The 18,992-nt window shown below is 39.2% G+C and carries 15 protein-coding genes and 1 pseudogene; 2 read left to right on the forward strand and 14 right to left on the reverse strand.

What is annotated here, in order from left to right; all coding sequences use genetic code 11:
* From L655_RS0123575 to L655_RS0123595, 6 genes and pseudogenes are all read right to left on the reverse strand, one after another.
* Positions 1–383 (reverse strand): annotated as a pseudogene (locus tag L655_RS0123575) (integrase); the annotation flags it as partial.
* A complete protein-coding gene (locus L655_RS0123580; protein WP_024605857.1) occupies positions 364–852 on the reverse strand; it encodes a hypothetical protein in 489 nt (162 codons plus the stop codon). The gene L655_RS0123580 and the pseudogene L655_RS0123575, both read right to left, overlap by 20 nt.
* Positions 849–1,223: an ATP-binding protein gene (locus tag L655_RS1000000128435; protein WP_275041164.1), complete on the reverse strand. Its 375-nt coding sequence runs from the start codon at positions 1,221–1,223 to the stop codon at positions 849–851. The genes L655_RS0123580 and L655_RS1000000128435 overlap by 4 nt, the downstream gene beginning before the upstream one ends.
* On the reverse strand, positions 1,181–1,585 hold the full coding sequence (locus L655_RS1000000128440; protein ID WP_024605855.1) for an ATP-binding protein: 405 nt from the start codon (positions 1,583–1,585) through the stop codon (positions 1,181–1,183). Before L655_RS1000000128440 ends, L655_RS1000000128435 begins: the two co-directional genes overlap by 43 nt.
* Positions 1,575–3,083 (reverse strand): IS21 family transposase, encoded by a 1,509-nt coding sequence (gene istA, locus L655_RS0123590; RefSeq protein WP_158000947.1) that lies wholly within the window; start codon positions 3,081–3,083, stop codon positions 1,575–1,577. Before istA ends, L655_RS1000000128440 begins: the two co-directional genes overlap by 11 nt.
* A gap of 264 nt (positions 3,084–3,347) precedes the next feature.
* Positions 3,348–3,605 carry a hypothetical protein gene (locus tag L655_RS0123595; protein ID WP_024605853.1) on the reverse strand — a complete coding sequence of 86 codons (258 nt, stop codon included), beginning with the start codon at positions 3,603–3,605 and terminating at the stop codon, positions 3,348–3,350.
* A 224-nt stretch (positions 3,606–3,829) separates the two neighbouring features.
* Between L655_RS0123595 and L655_RS0123600 the strand changes: the two genes are divergently transcribed.
* Together L655_RS0123600 and L655_RS0123605 are read left to right on the forward strand one after the other, a co-directional pair.
* Positions 3,830–4,684 carry a hypothetical protein gene (locus L655_RS0123600; protein WP_024605852.1) on the forward strand — a complete coding sequence of 285 codons (855 nt, stop codon included), beginning with the start codon at positions 3,830–3,832 and terminating at the stop codon, positions 4,682–4,684.
* A 438-nt stretch (positions 4,685–5,122) separates the two neighbouring features.
* Positions 5,123–5,440: a hypothetical protein gene (locus L655_RS0123605; protein ID WP_024606469.1), complete on the forward strand. Its 318-nt coding sequence runs from the start codon at positions 5,123–5,125 to the stop codon at positions 5,438–5,440.
* Positions 5,441–5,538: 98 nt separating this feature from the next.
* Here L655_RS0123605 and L655_RS0123610 read toward each other — a convergent pair whose 3' ends face one another.
* The 8 genes from L655_RS0123610 to L655_RS0123645 form a co-directional block, all read right to left on the reverse strand.
* The gene (locus tag L655_RS0123610; RefSeq protein ID WP_024606470.1) at positions 5,539–5,937 is read right to left on the reverse strand and encodes a hypothetical protein; all 399 of its coding nucleotides are present in this window, start codon (positions 5,935–5,937) and stop codon (positions 5,539–5,541) included.
* The gene (locus tag L655_RS1000000128305) at positions 5,934–10,766 is read right to left on the reverse strand and encodes an RHS repeat-associated core domain-containing protein (RefSeq protein ID WP_024606471.1); all 4,833 of its coding nucleotides are present in this window, start codon (positions 10,764–10,766) and stop codon (positions 5,934–5,936) included. The genes L655_RS0123610 and L655_RS1000000128305 overlap by 4 nt, the downstream gene beginning before the upstream one ends.
* 571 nt (positions 10,767–11,337) lie before the next feature.
* Positions 11,338–11,727, reverse strand: coding sequence for a hypothetical protein (locus L655_RS1000000127070; RefSeq protein ID WP_024606472.1), 390 nt, complete (start codon positions 11,725–11,727; stop codon positions 11,338–11,340).
* Positions 11,728–12,100: 373 nt separating this feature from the next.
* Positions 12,101–12,508 carry a hypothetical protein gene (locus tag L655_RS0123625; protein WP_024606473.1) on the reverse strand — a complete coding sequence of 136 codons (408 nt, stop codon included), beginning with the start codon at positions 12,506–12,508 and terminating at the stop codon, positions 12,101–12,103.
* A gap of 2 nt (positions 12,509–12,510) precedes the next feature.
* Positions 12,511–14,796, reverse strand: coding sequence for a hypothetical protein (locus tag L655_RS0123630; protein ID WP_024606474.1), 2,286 nt, complete (start codon positions 14,794–14,796; stop codon positions 12,511–12,513).
* Positions 14,789–16,384: a site-specific integrase gene (locus L655_RS0123635; protein WP_024606475.1), complete on the reverse strand. Its 1,596-nt coding sequence runs from the start codon at positions 16,382–16,384 to the stop codon at positions 14,789–14,791. Before L655_RS0123635 ends, L655_RS0123630 begins: the two co-directional genes overlap by 8 nt.
* A 17-nt stretch (positions 16,385–16,401) precedes the next feature.
* On the reverse strand, positions 16,402–17,703 hold the full coding sequence (locus L655_RS0123640; protein ID WP_024606476.1) for a site-specific integrase: 1,302 nt from the start codon (positions 17,701–17,703) through the stop codon (positions 16,402–16,404).
* Positions 17,704–18,068: 365 nt separating this feature from the next.
* Positions 18,069–18,980, reverse strand: a complete 912-nt coding sequence (locus L655_RS0123645) for a hypothetical protein (RefSeq protein WP_024606477.1) — start codon at positions 18,978–18,980, stop codon at positions 18,069–18,071.
* Positions 18,981–18,992 lie beyond the last annotated feature (12 nt).

The following is an 18,992-nucleotide window of genomic DNA, read 5'->3' on the forward strand; positions in this document are numbered from 1 at the left end:
ACACTATAAAGTGCTTTGGGTATCTGTTCTCCTTTTGATGGGAGTTCGATATTTTCAAGCGAATTTGTTGGCAGCAGCTTTTTGATATGCATGACCTTTACGAATGTTTTAACAAACGTAAGTAAATTTCGTTTTTGAGCAGGGCATAGCGGCTGATTATCTAGCGGTTTGCGATATGCGTTTAGATAAGCAGCATAGTCATCCATCAAGTCAAGATCGATTTGGTCAATGCGCGTAACATTGCGGTCTATACACCAAAGAAAAAACTTCTTAAGACCGCCTCGTTTACCTCGCACTGTATCTGAGCTTTGCCCCTTTGCGAGACAAAGCTCAAAGTAGTACTTGGCACATCGCCATATCCGATTAGTGGTAGGTTTGTCCATGTATCAACTCTTTTGCATTTGACATACCTGTTTCCACATAAGCTTTCGGCTCTGGCTTGTGCCAATAGACAACTGCTTTGTCACCATTTCGGATGCGGCCTATACGATAACCAACAGCAGATATGATGCTGCCATTGTTATCTACAGTGGGTATTACAATGCAACCTCTGAATAGTTCATGCCCTGTTGCTCGAATTAACCCGCAACGTTGCAAGCTACCGCGAATAGAGGCCCCCTCAGGTGTTCGAGCCTTAGGGATGTTTGTGCCCATCGTGCGATCACAAAGACCGATACGTAAGTCAAATTTAAATTCATCGTCAATCCGACAACTGTTAACAACAAATTGTTGTGCCAAAGTGCTTGCCTGATAACGCTGCTGGTAATAATCGAATACCTGTTTGATATTGAGGTCATCAAGATTGATTTGGCCTAAAACATTAAGATAACTATCTAGTGGAATCGAGTTCATTTTAAGCCTCCTTGAATTCCCATTAACTTTCTGAACGACTCACCTTTCATATTGATTTTGTGAGCGCTGTGGACAATGCGATCTAAAGTAGAGTCCGCTATTGTCTCGTCCCCAAACGCATCATACCAATCACCGACTGGGTACTGAGAAGTAATAATCAAAGAGCCTTTTTGATCACGCTGTTCGATTAGCTCAAACAATGCATGGCGCTCAGTGACTGTAAGAGGAGCAATTCCCCAATCATCAATGACTAATAAAGGTACTTTTTTAACCTTGTTCAAAAATGTCGTGACTCCTTTTTCTGACTTATCGGCAGAAAGCTTAATGATTAGTTCGCTGAAGCGGCATTGAAAGGCTTCAACTGATTGCATAATAACTTCGTTTGAAAACGCACTAGCCAAATATGTTTTGCCCAAGCCAGNATGTGGCGGTGGTTATTTAACCATTCTAACTCGGCTAACTCCTTTATTACTGCTGGCTTTAATGACGTTTGAATTTTGTAATCAATCTCAGCAAGTGAAGCGTGTTTCCAACGAATGTTGGAGCGCTTTAGCAATCGAGCTATATGAGAATTTGAAGTTAAAGTAAGTTCTTCTAGTGCTAAGCCATGAAGCCGCTCAAAAAAACTCATATCTTCATATTTATCACTACTGCATTGGCGCTCTAGCTCTGCATTCATACCATTAAGTTTTAACTTAAGTAATATCTCGGAAATCTGTTTTTTAAGCGTCATAATCGCCTCCAAAGTAATCTTTACCACGAACATTTTCGTGCTTACGCACATATGCTGGTAGCTTATCGAAACCACCTTCGAGCTTTTGTGCGCTGATAATTAGATTGATATCTGTTGGTCTATCCATCTTATGCGCTAAAGCATACTCAACAGCTTTGGTAACAACATGTTCGCCACGTTTTTGCACCATATCCATTAATGCTTTGCAGCGTTTAGCTATTGGTCTGGATTTCGGATTGTTAGTTTCCGAATACCACTTTTCAACGATTGCAGTCACTGGTTCACTAATGTCCCGTGCCCATTCAAGATTTAGTGCTTTGTCACACATGTTGTGATCAGCTAAATGCTCAACTGGCATATGTTCTGGAATGGTTGTAGCCCCCATGATTTCTTGGCTCATTACATGTTTATAAACGAACTCATTTTGATAGGAGATGGAGAGGTGGGATTGTGTGATAACAACATCAACAATCTCGCCTGCAAGTGCATAGGGAACTGAGTATTCATGTTGCTTGTATTTAAAGTGGTAATTAGATTGAACACGAATTAACTTGCGTTCTACGACCATTGCAAATGGCAACGCAGGTAAACATCTTTGCTCTAAAATTTCACGCTCACCGAGGGCGAACAGGTCATTTCGGGAAATATCGAATCCTTGAAACTTTTCGTTATTCAGCAGCTCTACTTCTCGTGCTAAATGACGATTGATTTCGTGTAAGCTGAAAAAAGACATCTCCAACATCGGCACCAAAATGCGTTGAGTTACAAATTTCACGCCTAACTCAACCAAGGATTTATCTTGAGGGCGACCCACTCGGCAAGTATCCATCAAACAACCGTAGTGTAATCCCCACGCTTCAACATTATCGACTAAATTAGCGATAAGTCCGGCTTTATTGACTAACGCTTTTGCGTTGTCCATAGAGATAGTTTCAGGGCAACCTCCGTAATATTCAACAGCGCGGGTCATCCCATCTATCCAATGAATCGTTTTCTCACCCGCAGTCGCAAAAGCAAAAATCTTCTTAGAAGCGCCTAGTACAGCAACAAATACTTTAACCCATACTTTTTCACCATTGTCCGTGTAAAAGACTTGCGTCCCGCAGTAGTCGATATACAAGGTCTCTCCTGCCGCATGGTGCTGCTTCATCACAATTTTTACGCGCTTCATGACTTTATTTAGTTTTCGGAAGTATTGTGATTTGCTCAGCGCTGTTGATGGATCTTCGGCTTGATACTCTAAGAAAAGTATTGTGCGCGATTTACGTTTACCACGAGGCTTTCCAAGCTCCTGTAATGCTTTATTGTAATCAGGTTCTCGTTTGTCGTGGATTCGCTTAGACTCAATACGCAAAGCTTCTTTCGCTTCTGTATCATTGAATTGCTCAAGTAAAGGGTGGTCTACCCCGTAGCGCTCACAGCGTTTGTTTATTCTGTGAGTTGCAGATGGCGAAGCACCTGCAATTCTTGCTTGTTCTCGAACAGTGATGTGAGGCATGACAAATTTGGCTCTCACTGCTGCTCTAATGGTTGTTACTGGCATCATTATGATGTCCTCTTTTTAGGTGAAAAAGAGGCGCAGGCGGCACTGGCTCTCACACAATTAAGGTGAAAACTTGACAAAAGCCGCATTCAGAACAATGATTAAGCATCGAGAGTTCATTTCGATGTTAATTCAGAAAGCCTTTAGAGTTGCCGCTCTCAGGGCTTTTGTTCTTTCTACGCCATAATTTATTGTTAAACCAGATAAAACTACATCGAATTAGTCCTCTTTCTTAAACGCTTGTGCCGCTAAAAAAACACCAACATCTTTTACAAATGCAAACCAACCCCTTCGATTAGGTAATCGAAATATTGGTACAGGTAAAGTCTGCCTTTGAATGGCCTGTTTAACAGCAGCAATGCTGCGGTAATTCAAAGCACGTTGTAACTGGCTTGTATTGAGAATTGGTGAACCATACAAATTCAATAAATCTTGCTCTATTTGTGTCGCCAACAATTCCCGTTCTTCATCACACAAGGTTTGTATTCCTCCGTTTCATACAAGGGGTAACTTTTAGCCTATACTCATTTATTAAAAATCACATTGTCGCTTTTTTATACAATTCAATTTTCCAGCAATATGAAAAAAGGAGATTTATCACAATGAATTTAAATGTAATTTTTGAAAGCACAGTAAAAACTGCTTTATGACTTAAAACAAAGAATGAAATACATAATCAATAATTAAATGCCAATCATGTAATGAACGAATTAGCGAATTTCAAAGTCAGGGAGAGTAAAAGAGATAAATTAGCGAAAATGTACTTAACGCTTTCACCAGCAATACGTTCTGTAGCTTCTCAAACTACGATTCAACATCACCTAGCTGAATGCAGATTTGAAAACATGGCAATGTTTATCAAATCTCTTGAATATAACGACAGAGATCCGCTAACCAAAAAATATGGAAATTTTTGGTACAAACTACTGTCGGGCAGAGGTATCAAACACATTGGTAACTTGAAGCACTTTATTGAATCAATTTGTTGGTATTCCGCGCTTATACTGCGCCACGATCTATGGCTTTTCATTGATGGAAAGCTGGAAATAAAAGATGCCATTAAAAAACTAGATCGAGACTTAAAACGACAACTTTTTACAAAAAAAGCACTTAAAAGTAGAAGCTTTGAACATTCGATTGGCTCATTTAAGCAGTCTTACCATAGACAGCGCCTTAATTTATATCGTCAACAAACGTTAGGCTCACTAGAAGCACTAATGATTATTGCAATGCTGCAAACCCAAAAGTACCAACATAGCAGACCATCTTCAGCAGAGAAGTTTGCCTACGGCCAATTCTTGTATCTGTTTGGATACAAATACCAAGCGCTCAAAAAAATAGAAATAGGACATAAAATTGCTTTGCGTTTTTCAGGAAAAAGCGCGTTAGGTACAAGTGATACTTTGCGTCAGCGACTAACTTATGATTTTGAGAAGTTAGATGAGATAATTGCTATCGGTAGAAGCTGTAAAGTTGAAAACTTAGACCAATTTGTTAGTGACGAGATCTTAAAAAATATTCTTTCAAAACCCAACCATCTTTATTTTTATTCATAACCACAGATGCAATTACGTTGATCATTATTCGAAGGCTAACCTTAGCTTTGTTCCACTTATATGCTTTTTCTGTTTCGTCTTAATAAACACGTTGTTACACCTTAAAAGATCAAGCTGTCTTTTTTGATGGGAATATATACCTGTAAATTCGCATTCGAATGGCACACCAAACATCACCCTTTGGCACAACAGACATTTTTAAGCTGAAACACGATTTGTATTACCGTGGTACAAGCTTGTTTTAGCCACCGAAATTTTAATTAATATTCGTAAAATTAATGACTAACAAAAAGTGCAAATATCTGATCATGACCATAGCAGCAGTCTATTACCATTGCTAATTTTGGGATAAAAAAGTCGTTATTAGATCCATGCTTTCAGTATGTTTTTAACTGAAATTTATCTATGATCATCTTAAATTCTTATATGGATTAGGTCATGAAAACAACAGTTAAAGATTGGTACATCGTTTCCGTTTTTGACGATGAGGAATTGATTGGCAAAATCCTCTGGGGCACTTGCGAAGAAGATGAGACTTACAGATTTTCACCGGGGAGCTATATCAGTACATCAAAGGTTGAAAAGATTTTTCCAAACAAAAGATTAATCATTACAGCGAGTGGCAGTTGCTATAAATTGATTGGCGAAGGCCAAAAATCGCTAGTGCAATTAAAAGACTTCGAACTCCTTCGGCACGGATTTTCGCCTGAGCAAATCACCCAATTGAATTTGGCACCAAACGGATTTTTTCATTGAGCCGATAGCCAGCCTTGAAAACGAAACCAAGTCACCAAGGCCAGAAAAACAAGGCCCCGCGAGTGCGAGGCTTTGGATTCAAAACATTATTTTAATTATCAGAACATTTTTGGAGCCTTATACATATACCTCTTATCAATATAAAGCACTTTGCTTTCCATTGACCTTGCTATCACTAGATATGCCTTTTTATACTCTTTAGTCTCATTGAATCCTGCATATACCATGTACGAAAGGTAATCACTATCCAACTTAATGTTCGAGCAATTTAGAGGTTTATTGTCAATCTCATAAGGCTCGTAGACCAAACTTTTACTGCCAGCTAATGCTAAAAGTTCATGCAGGCTTAAAGATTCCGTGCCTACTAAGCCTAATGTTTCTCTGGCTTCTTGTTCAATTTCTGGGGGGCAAAAATCCATAGCTTCAGCCTCTGTACTATTACAACCTGTAACCATAAATAACATAGATATGATAAAAAGTTTTAATTCGACTCTCATTTATCCAGCTCCTTCTCTAAGGCAGGCAAAGCGATGTCTGTATTGTTTACTGGTTTTTGACCAGTAAGTTGTTGATATGCGTTACCAGCGTAGGTGTTGGAATTTTGACCTCTTGGCTGATATGGAATATTCGCTCCATTGACTTCAGAGTTCAATTTTTGAACTTGCCCAGTTACTTCACTCATAGTTTTGTCTACCGTAGTTGACATTAATGTTTCGGTTCCGGCTTCACCAAAATCAGCACTTTCAGATGCAGGTGTATCATTCGCTATTAAGTTAACACCGTCAAAACTACTGTCCATTATTGCATCCGATGCACCACCGGGATAAGACTTACTTGGGCCTCCACGAGTAATTCTCGATTCACCAGTATCGGTATCCCTATATTCAACAAATGCATGACCATATTTCCCGACTATTGGAGCTTGACCAATTGGGTAAGCTTTCAAAGTAACCTCAACAGCCATCCCTGTTGGATCAACAAATCTATATGGATTGTTATTAGCATATGCATAACGATTGAACCCATGAACAGGTCCATTTCCAGTTTTGAAATGACCAATGGCGCTTACCGGATCATTGGAATAAAACCGCCCGATAACTGGATCATAGTATCGTGCCTGCATATAACTCAAACCCAAGTCGGTATCAAACTTGTGTCCGGTATATCCAATGTCATCTTTTGGCGTTTCAATACTTTCACCAAAGGGTTGGTAGTGCATTCTCGAGCTGACCGTGCCACTTGTGTTGGACTCGGCCGCACTGCTCCCTAGATAATCAGCGTGCAAATAAGTAACGGTTGAGCCTTTTTTATTGGCCACTAACTTGCTACCTAAGTAGTAATAATCAATATTCTGATTATTGGCATTGCGGTACATTAACTTGCCGTTACTGGCATAAAATGAGTAGCTAGTGCCATTAGAGCCGACTTCTTTTACCCGTTTATTGTTGCCATCGTAGGTATACAAGTAACCATCGCTTTGCACCATTTGATTGGCGGCATTATAGATAAATCCACGGGGGCCATTATCGGTAACATTACCTTTGTCGTCGTAGGTAAAATCATAACTTTTGTTCCCAGTAGTGTAATCAAGCTGCTTGCTGCTGTTATAGTAATAGTTAATGGTTTGGCTACCCAGTTTATAATAGGTGATGTTACCCATGCTGTCGTAATTCACATCACCACTTCCTAAGTAACTATCACTTATTATATCTAAGCGGTTTAATCCATCGTAGGTCAAACTTAAGTCATAGGCATTGTTAATTTTGTCATCAAGAACAGTAACATTATTGTTGGCATCGTAACTAAAGCCATGGTTTATAGCGTAAGTGCCACTTCTCACATCATAGAAGGTGCTGGGCAAGCCACTGTTGTTTTGGGTTGAGGTATGAGCAAAGCCATTACCATAACTGTGTGACTTGACCATTCCATTGGGATGATAGGTGGCACTGCTGGCATAGGAGCCCGCCTTTGTGGCCTGGCCCAGAGCGTTAGGGAAATAGGTAATATTGGCCCCGCTGGGGTAGACAGTATTAGTCAGATTGCCGTTACTGTTATATGCATAATCTAAAACAAAACTTTGTCCATCAACTGACATTGTTTCTTTTTCAATTAGATTTTCAGAATTATATTCATAAGCTGTGACCACAGAGCCTGCGGTTAAAGTGGTTAAACGACTATTAGCATCATATGCATAGCTTTGGTCAGGACTACTATCACCAAACAATATTGATTTAACATTGCCTAAATTGTCATAAGTGAATGTGGCCGTGTCGGTCGCACTGACAGTGGTGTCACAGGCCGTGGTACTGCCATCAACAGAGCTTCCCCTAGCTTGCCAGCTCATTTGACCCAGTGCATCTTTTGCCATCGCGGTATTGCCCACATCAAGCCGCACGGTTTTACACAATTGTTGATAACTATCGTAAACCCGCGATTCGGTAATGCCTCCTTGGTTAACAGAGGTCATATTGCCGAATATATTGTAAGCCATGACGGTATTGACGCTATGAGGCGCGGCTATCAATGTAGCCATACTATTTTCGGGCGCACCGTAAGCCATATAGGTTGTCGTAGTAACATTGCCTTTATTATCATTAACCTGCACGCGGTTATTCGATAAATAGCTATAACTAACATTACCGGATGTGGTGTTGTCATCAACTAACGTCGGGCGTCCCAAACCGTCGTATTGACTTTCGGTGCCGTAAGGCGTGCTGCTACTTGAATGGGGTAGACTTTGATAAATTGGGCGATTAAACGCATCGAATTGTTGGCGAGAATAACGTGCAGTAGATGAAATGGTGTTATCCCACTCTTTAGTCATCACAGCTCGCAGTAAACTGTCAAAGTAGGTGATTTTTTGATAATTACCTTTTGTTACTGTTTGTTTGAACATGCCTGATTCAACGTAACTTAAGCCGTCACTTCCAGCAGTCGTGGAGTAATCAATACTGGTACTTAACCAACGAGAATCACAAGGATCAACTAAAGTCATTCGTCCAAGGTCATCGTAATCATAATTGATACACAACCCCATAAAGTCAGTCACTTTGGTCACCCAACCATTGTTATCTACTTCTTTATAGGCATATTGTGGCGTTGTACTTAAACTTTGTGGGGTTTTAATGGTTTGCGCAATACCACGCTTATAATTGGAATACTCGACCCAGCGATTTGTGCCGTTATAGTCAACCTTATTAGGCAAACCCGCATTAACCCCTGTAGTATGATAGCTGGTATTACGTTTATACCAGCGACCAAAGGCTCGACGCTCATAAGGTAAGGATTTATAGCTTCCAGTAGCACTGTGGTAGGTGGTGCGGCTTGTTTCAGTATAGGCACTACCATCACTTGATACCTGCGTGTAGCTCGGCAAGCCTATTAACCAGTTGGTCGTATCATCATAATAAAATTGTTTGGTATAGCGTTTCTTACTATTGAAGTTATTTGACTCACTAGTGAGCTGAGGGTTGCCGTAAATATCAAAGGTGTTGTAAGTCGTCGTATAAGTATTAGTTGAACCATCAACCTTACTGATAATACTGCTACTTTGCATGGTACGTTTATTATCAGGTGCATTATTTTCAAACATGATGTCTACACTACCGATTGCCGGACTCGCAACAAAATTAGATTCTGTGCGTGATAATAGCGTTGTTCCATTGCTATCGTATTTATCAACAACGATTAAACTGCCTTCTTTAAAGCTACTGAAATCACGATTGTAATAATAAATCGTCTTACTACCGTCGGGGTCTTCAACCGTCGTTGATTTATGGTTTTCTGCGTCAACGGGAGAAGAACTAGGTAACAGATGCACCGAGGTCGGGGTTGTTGTGGTCCAAGTACCTTGATTGCCAGAATAAATATAATTCCATGTTAAAGAATCAATTCCGCTACCCGATAATGTTTTTTGAGACAAAGCATAATTGACATAACAACGTGGTTGAATGGGTTGAGAACTATATACGCTAGCTGTTGCGTATTTAGTGACATTGCTTCGACCATGAAGTTGTGGCTTAAATTCAAATGTCCCTGTCATACCATCAGGATGGGTTATCGAAACAGTGAAATTCCCGCTACTTGTTAATATCCCGCACTCACTGTGAGAATCATTAGTCGACATACTTGGCTGAATAGCGTTTACCAAATCAGAAAGGTTATAACTCCAGTACTTACCATCTGGTCTCGTTACCTTAGTCAATGAAGTTCTACCGTTAATTACTGAATAATCGTAGTTCCATGTTCTGCCATTAAACGTAAAAGAAGTAATCAAATTGGAGTTTGTAGGATGATTGTAATTGAAGGTGACAGTGCGGGAGTCACTGGTAGTAATAGATGTTAAGTTATTACCAGTGTAATTATACTTTATGAAATTGCCAAAACGGTCTTCCAGTTTAGTTGCTAACATAAAGGCATTAAAGCGAGAGGTTGGTTTGAAAGCCCTAATAATTGACTGGCCTTTTATTAATCTTAGCTTATCAAACGTATACTTTAATCCGTTAGGGGCATAACCAATAAATCCTTCACCTTGACCATCTGCACGATTAAAACAACTGAATTTCCAATTTGACTGCGTCACCTTTCTATATGTGCTTATTGAAGCAAAATAACCATTATTCTCCAGCAATTTAACACTCTTTCCTCCGGGTAACTGTAAACTGTCCCCATTCCAATATTCAAAACTTTCAAATACACTTCCCCAATTCGAAATGGGGCCAGGCTCTAAACTACCTGAGCATTCTTTGCCCTGGCCCCAACTGCCGGAATATCGAGTAGAACTCTTCAATAAGGTAGTTTGAATAGCAGGAAAATCTAAATTCCAGTCTGCAAGCATATCGTACTGGCTATAGGAATTGGCGGAGCTTTTTAGTGAACGACTTATAACGATATCTAACCCAAGGCCATTGCCGGGAATGACCAAATCGGTATTGCGAAACATCACATTACCATTGTTAACATCAACTTGGTCACCCAGCAAATCGGTGGTATGCGGACTTACCGTGAAGTCTGTTTTTAAGCGTGCAAAGATATCTTCACTAGCTGGGCCAGAAGCGTCATCATCGCTCGGGTCGCCACCCCCTCCACCACTGGACGCAGATAGTGCACTAATATTTGAGTTATTAGTGTCATGACTATCTAAAGGAGATGCTAAAGTAGGAGGTTCAATTGGGGAACTATCCAATTGTTCAGGTTCATCGACTGTGATCACTGCTTCATCTAGAGCGCTTGTACTAGCAGCAGTATTTGGATTGAGTGTTCCAGAGCCAAAGGTTGACAAAGAAACAAAAGCAGAAGCTAGAATAAAGTTACAAATTCGAAACATACAAGTTCCTGTTGAAAGTCCGAAACTACAAGGTTAATAAACTACACTGAATAGCTTAAAATTAAAACTATAATTTTCCATTTAAATAAATTCTTTTTTGGCCTAATGGTAATTATTAGAGTAACCGTCCGGCCATTCCACCTAGCATTTACAACCCAAGATTTGAAAGATTCATTTGAAAATGCCACAGGAGAAAATCTTGCAGTTTTCTTTAACAAATGGGTATATGGCGAAGAAATTCCTCATCTGATTCTGTAGAAAAGTAGGTGTTATTTTCCGCGGTGTCTCAACTTCGGTGGCCGCCTTAGGCACCACACCTTATGATTCAAGCCTAATTCTTTGAATCTTAGATTTTTTCCGTTGGATTCAATAATTCGTTTGGTCCGCTATGGGCGTGGAGCAGAAGTTATCATCAAAAGTGGGTAATGACCGCTATGTCACAATGTTGACTGTCAGATTAGATAATGAGCACTTGCTTTTGAATGTCAGATCAAGTCTACGCTACTAGAATTAATGCTAGAATTAATGCTTTAATCATGAACTCACATCAAAAAACACCTCAAAAAGCGATTCACATGATGATTTTTTTGCTCTTGCTTTGAAATTGTAACGTAATCAAAGTATCATTTAAGTTTCGGCAATTAACGCTTGAGGCGTAACCAGTCGACCCATTTTGGCCTCTAGTTTCATCCAAATGTTTAATTAGTGCTTCAACCGCAAGTTTATATCTCGCCGGTATCCTTTTTACTACCGTTTCACCTCTTAAAGCCGGTCGACCTGCACCTTCTCGTTCCCCGCCATGTTTTCTGTCGGTAGTTTTTTTGTCTAAATCAGACGTTAATTCACAAACATCAAAGTCGAATTTAACACAGTCAGTTTTGTACTCCTCTTTTGTCTTATCCGAGTTCAAATCAAAACCATATTTGTCGCAGAATTCTAGATAATTGATATTTGAAGTCATACTCTGTACTTTGCCTCTTGATTACGTTACAAAATCGAGTTTATCAAAGTAACAAAAATTTGTAATTAATTTCACAGAAGCCGCGCTTTTTATGAATTAAGACGATTAAATCAATTCTTAGGAGTTGATTCAATAATTGAAAAAGCTCATCTAGCAGCTATTATTTGGAAGTGATCATCTTTTTTTACATAGTGAATGTCACAGCGAGTCGGCTTGAAAAGATATCCAATCTTAAAACTACTCATAACTTATTTACTCCTCGTGGATTTCCACGCCGTATCACAGCGCAACTTTATAAATTAAATTGAAAAATTCTTAATTGATAGCCTGTACATCTTTAGAAAACGAAACAGGTAGCCATTCCGCCTGCTGTTTAATTGTTAACTTTATCAGGAAGCGGTTGACTCAATTGCTCTTGCTTCATTCCGTGTATGTGAGCATTGTATTGCCACACTTGAAACTGCTGCAATAAATTTGCGTTTTCTCTTTCTAAGCGCTCATTCTTTCGTTTGAGTGTTTCTATCTGTTTACCTGCTGCGGCCAAAGAACTTGGTAGTACCTTTTTCCCAACGGGACGTTTGCCACGTATGTGCTTTTTTAAGTCGTCAAAAGCATCTTTAATACGTGCATATTTCTGCAAAGTCTGGCGGGTATGACTGATTCCTAAATTATCATCTAGAGATTCGCACAGTTTTTCCCAAGTAATCTTGGTGCTAAGTTCCCATTCATCTAAGTGCTCCACTATTTTCTCAATATCATCATCGGATAAGTGTTTAGCCATATTCAGAAATCATCCAATATAAAACCATTAAAAATAGAGTCATCATCATCGCCTTGGGGATCAAGTAAATTATTGTTAGCCAAAAGTTGCTTTACGGATATAAGTTCAACCGCGACTTCGCCTCTATGTGCCAACTTTTTGCGCTTATAGTTCTCAATTTTAGGTATCCTTTTCTTTCCATTGGCCTCCAAAGCACGGTCTAAATGGGATATATCATCCAAGTCGGCAAGTTTAATTCTATCACCATCTTTGACGTCTTCTCTCTTTAACCATTTTATGAGTTCTTCGCATCTTACGACGGTGCGTAGTCTGCGTTGGTACCACTGTTCTGCCCCCCTCACTCCTTCATCCACTGCCTTTTTGTCACCTTTTAGAAGTAGCTTTTCTTTCTTATATTTGTCTTCCAACCGTGTAAGATTTTCTTTATTTCCCTTCACACAAATTTGCTCGTTACAGTTAACGCAATCTCGATGCTTCATGCATGGTTGATCGATGTATGATTGCTTACACTCTCCAAACTCAGTGATATGAATAGCCAGGCTTGTCAACGTATTATGCTCCTGAAGAGAGCGACTATTACCTTTTGCTATTTGAACTTTAAACAAATTCTTAACGTCATCGATAGCAGCCAAATTTCCCGCAATCTCTTCCTCTAACCAATCTCGGTTATATTCTTGTTCATCGGTATGATCATAATATCGATTATGTTTCGGATCAGCTCGCCCAGCCCATTTAGATCGAAGTGTGTCACTCATGCCATTAACCGACGCCATAGTATCTAATAGGTGGCGTGGTTGATGAGACCTTAATTCTAAATTTTTTAAGCCATGCCGGCCAAAAATAGAAAGGTTTCCCACAGCTATTTCACCTGTGGAGCGATTCTTCTTTAGGGTTGGCTTTAAGTCTTCATTTAAAGTCGTTATGTCTGGCATCCATAACTCAGTAAATATTGTACTTCTACGTTTATCAAATTGATTAGAAAAACCAGCATAAAGTGCTTCTGACCACTTGAGTCTAACTTTACCTTTTCCTTTCTTAAACGGCACATATGGCCATTCATCAGGTAAGTTCTGCCTGACTATCTTATTGAGATCTCTCAGTGTTACTGCAAAATCAACCCGCTCTATACCTTTCCTTCGCAAAATTTGGTTACCAGATGTAGCTGTTTGTTTATCAGTAAATTTAGACGTATCTAACCCCAGAGCTGCAACGGCTTGATTCTTTGTGAGTGGTTTATCTTCATCAACTTTAGGACAAAGTGGGTGACGTGGAAACTCATCAGACTCTTCAAGCATCTTAGCGAACGCTCGCGCTTTTTCAGATTGTTTCTGCAAGCGTTTAATGGCAGTCTTGACGACAGGATTCATGACATCAGGTATCCATTTATTCTCATGTCCATAACCCTTACCTGAAAACCATCGAATACCGATTTGTTCTTTATTCAACTGACTGTCTTCAGTGCTAACGTCATCCTCATCAAACAAAAGTTCTGTGGCATCATCTTGTTCGATAATAGCCTCAGGATTAACCTTATAGTCGTTGGATGACTTTTTTATTTGACGAATATCTAGGCAATCAGCTTTTAAATATAGAGGCTCGGAGCCTCTTTCAGGGGCCGACATCATTAAACTAAAAGTCGATGTGGTAAAAATGTCTCTTGCGGAGAGGTCGGTCTCTTTTTTAGCGAAAATAGTAGCCATAGCCATAATTGAATTTTCATCTGGCATTTTGCTCTCACGGTAAGCCTGACCAACTTCTCCGGTTTGGTCTTTTTTACCTTTAGGTTTGTTGAAAGGATTTTTCCATTCAAATGGCTTCATCATTTGATGTTCAATAAGAAAAGCTCTTAACGCATTTAACTTCATGCCGGCTTGGTAAGCCGCCCCCTCGGCCATATTTCTTTTTGCTTCTTGAGCAGCATAGTCAAAATCACGGGGAAGTAGTCTGGCAATATCCACTTTTTCCCCCCGCTTTTGAAAGACTGCTTCAATTGCTCTCAAAGCATAAAAATGAGCGTACATTGAAGTACCACTTTTAATTGCTTGGTACTTAATGTAAGCCTTTGCAAACTTTATTATTGAATCATCAAGCCACGTTTCTTTATCCTTCACCCTGCTATTGACCCCCATTCTGGTGAAGTTTCCAATCTTAGGCCAATAATAAGAGTTGTAATCTATTTTGTCGTTTGGGTTGGGCGCTGCTTCAACCAAACGAATGAAGTCATCAACATTTGTTTCAAATTCAAGCTCATGTCTGGGAATAAAAAGAAGTACATTGTTATCAGCCATTTTGCTTCGCCTCTTCGCAATGCTTCATTACCTGCGCAACGGCAAGGATTGCGCTGTCATTAATCTCAACAACTTTGTGGTCATTAAGGATCGTTGATAGCCTTTCTCTCTCTTCTAAAAGCCATTGCAGCACTTCATGATGTGGTGCATTTTCCCACGGCAAGAACTTAGGACACAAATAGCATGCTACTGGCGCATAGTCCGTACAAAAACTGCTACTGCCGCAACTACCGACATCACAATTTTTTTCTCTACACGATATCCGCGTTGCATTTGGGTTTATTTTTATAGCTTCATCTTCATCAGCAACCACTTTACCCATGAAGGCACTTGCGTATCGAGCCAGAGGATTATTCATGATTTGAGAAATTTGGTGGCCTAACTCTGGTGAATTTGCAACATACACACCGGTATGTTGTGTATCTAAATGATCCAAGAGTTCAGCGATCGTTGTCATACCTGCACCAGCTTCTGCCGCTCTTGTCCCACCAGAATATCTAAAACGATAGGCGGTTGTGCGAATAGTTTCTCCGGTGCGCTCTGATCTGATATTCAACTTGCCTATTACGAGTTGAAGTTCCTTTGTTAAATCAGCCGATGACACATGAGGTATTTCAGATTTTAAGTAATCCATTAATTGATCTGGTGAATAATCATTCAGTTCGTTAAGCATTTGCTTATTAAAGAATATGGGTAACTCTTTGACTTCTAGTTGAGTTAGTTTGCGCTTGATTTTTGTCTCTACTAACTTAATTGAATTCTGGATGTGTTTAGTCAACACGAGCCCTATACTTTCTATTAACGCAAATGCCTTAAACTGGGAACGAAATGGACGCTCTTTGCCTTTCGAACGAGGAATATTAATCTGAAAGATAACTTGTTTTGTTACAAGAACATTTGAGCTTGCAAGCAAATCTTTCACTTTCAATTGCTTCAAGTTCGTAGGACGCCGAAAAGTTGTCATAAACAACTGAGCGATAGAATACTCTCTATCGGAAATTGTATCGTCTGCATATTTATAATCTAAGGTCGCTTTAACAGCTCTAAACTCTATTTCACTGTAAGGTCCCTCTTCCGGGTCTTGGGTTAATACGGGAATGCCTTTTTCATTTCCCTTTAAAACCCAAGTATTGAATTCTTTCATAAAGACTTCAGGCACATCAAAACCTAAATATATCATCTTCCTAAAGAAGCAACGAAAAACACTTAAGTATTGATCTCGATTATGCTGAGGAGTAGATAGTTTGTAAGCGAGTAGTCCATTTAGCGTAAAACCTTCGCCATGTTTGAGATACCGTCTCAACTCGTTAGTATGCATTGATGCGTATTTAGCAGATGAAGTTTCTGCATAATGTGCTAGCGTTAAAATAATGCTCTTTTGGTACTCTTGTGGATACTTTCTAACGAATGTGACGTGAAGATTACTTTCAGAGTCAAGCACCCACTTGTCATCTGTGACATTAAACCGGAAGCCAGCTGATGAGGTTCTGACATCAGAATCAGTATTTCCGCCCAAATACTCGTTGACGTTTGGTGTTTCCGATGCATCATCTTGTTCAGACAAATTTTTATTAACTTCTTTGTTCATCGATGCCCTATACAGCTTTAAAATGGTAGTTCTTCGTCATAAGCGATAGACTCTTTCAAATCGAAATCCGCATCTTGCATATTCAATGCAAGCTCCATCGCCCGTTTTTGGTTATGTCGAGAAGAATAAATTAATGACATCATTGAGCCAGGTTGCCACCCCATAAGTTGACACCGGTCAGCCTCTGATTTTTCTTCACTCGTTTTACCTTCTGAGATTAATTTATCCATAACTTCACTAAAGCGATCATTCCATGTATGACGAAGCATATGCGGATAAATGTTGAACCCCATAACTTTACTTAGCTGATTAAATATTTTTTCAACGGCGCTGATTGAAAGTGGGTTGACTTGGCCGTTTCTTAAGCGGTGAGAGACAAATAAAAAATTGGTTTGACCGACATTTTCAACATTCGCTCTGTGCTCATTAATGTACGTATCTAGGATAACTTGAAGCTTAGGTGTCAGTGCCAATGCCCTACTGTTTGTTTTTACTCGTGGCTGATTAGTTCTAGGATCATTTGGGTCTCCTGGACTCCGATTAATTAGAACAAAGCGTTGTCCTTTCCTAAGAACAAGATCATCTAATTTAACATTCAGGCACTCTCCCAAACGCACTCCCAAAGAGTACATAAACATGCATATTGCGTAATTACGCATTCTTATATCCGGATCGATCCATGGGTTGCCGGAGTAATCAGGACGAATACGGTCTATAAAGATGACGCGCTCATTACTGTCGAGGGATTTATGTGTAAGTGATGCTAGTATTTCTCCGTAGGTGAGCCCTTCACTTTTTGCTGGTCGAAGTTCAAAAAAATATGATTCAGTCTTACTTTCGGCGTAGGCGTGATGGTATTTCTCCAGCCAACTTAAATATCTTCCAAAGACCGTGAGTCGGTTATACTTTGTTTGCCAAAAGACTTTATCTTCTTCTTTCTCTGCGACTATTGCATACCTTGCAGTTTCAAGTAATCGAGGCTTGCGTGGTTTAAACTTAACCACATTGCTTGGTGTATTAAACTTTTTGTGACTTGCATCCCGAGTGATTCCAGTGAAATACGCTATGTTTTTTATTTCCTCATGGGTTAAGAAATTTCCTTTTGCGAGTCGTTGTTCAATATTAATATCTAACCCATTGCATATCTCATAAAGATAAGATAAGTGCTCAAGAGCTTTCTGACAGGAAGAAGATGATTGATCATCATTTCGGTACATTGAAGTAACAAACAGGTTTGGATAAGTGAGTGGCATGCCATCATCGTCAAGTAATATAGAAAGTCTTTCCCCTGTGTTACCAATAAACAACTTTGTCTTCATAACAGCACCTATAGTTTACAAAAGTCTAAGTATGCATAAACCTTGCAAAAGACTATAAAAAAAGTTTACAAAAAATACAATATTTAATGTAAACTTTTCTTTAGTGACTTATTTTTATTGACTTACAGGATGATAATTTACAAAAATCTATCTTAAGTATAGGTCAGAACGGTAATGAATACATAACTCCATATATGGGTGAGTGAGTGAGTTGAAATTCCTTTTAAAACATAATATCAAGGAGTATTTTAAAAATCATTATATACATTTCAATCACAATTTGTAGATTAACCGCATTTATAGGGCTTTAAACTTCGTATAATCTACATTTTAAGCTTGGCTATAGAAAGTCTTAGTTAAGCTCATTACCACTCTAATTTACCTGACATCTTATCAATATAAGATGTTTTAGCCAGCGTTTTAAATTGGTAAAAGTCATAACCAAATGACTTTTCAACCAAGACTTCAGTGGCTAATTGATGCTCTAATTTATCATCAACAGCTTTGGGAGTTAAAGCTACAACAGGCTCTCCTTTTGCTTTTACAGAAGAGTATAAAACACCATCGCTTTTACCACTCAAAAACACGTTGCTTAGGGCTGATGTTACTTGGTATAACCTCTCACTGCCTCCTCTAGATAAAATATCAGCAAAGAAACGATCTGTTAACTCATAGGCTAAAAGCAATCTAGGCTCAAACTTTTGAACCATATACTTTCTCGCCTCAGTGAAATAGTCAAATGTATCTTGGTTTAAATAATACGGTTTCTCATTTCGTCTTACTTGATCCCATATACCTATGATTCTTAGATATAAGTCAGTTTTACTCACTTGATGAGATCGCAGTACATTTAGGTGATCAAGCTGTTTCGCTTGAGCCTCAGATAATACAACTCTTAATGCCGTATCATCTTGTTTAAGGGCTACAGAAGCATAAAACATCGCTTGACCTGTAAGATTTAACCTACCCGCCTTTGGAAACGTGCAAGAGGTTTTCTTTATGTAAGATAAATCATCAACATTAGTAAAGTTTTGACCTTCACAAAGGCGTACTCTTAGAAATTCAAGTTCATTTATTGGGTGGTCGAGTGTAATAGTCATGCAACCAGCTAAGAAATCTACTTTGGATTTGATTTCATGCATTGCTAGTTCACACGTACCGTTTATATGGTCATTTAATTGACTAATATAAACGGAAGAGTGAAGTAAATTAGTATACCCACACTCTACTGATGCTTTATAGTCAATCCGCTTAATTAATTTGGGGGCTAAAACCATTACATGACCTAC

The sequence above is a fragment of the Pseudoalteromonas sp. TAE79 genome (assembly GCF_000498015.1).
GTDB lineage: Bacteria > Pseudomonadota > Gammaproteobacteria > Enterobacterales > Alteromonadaceae > Pseudoalteromonas.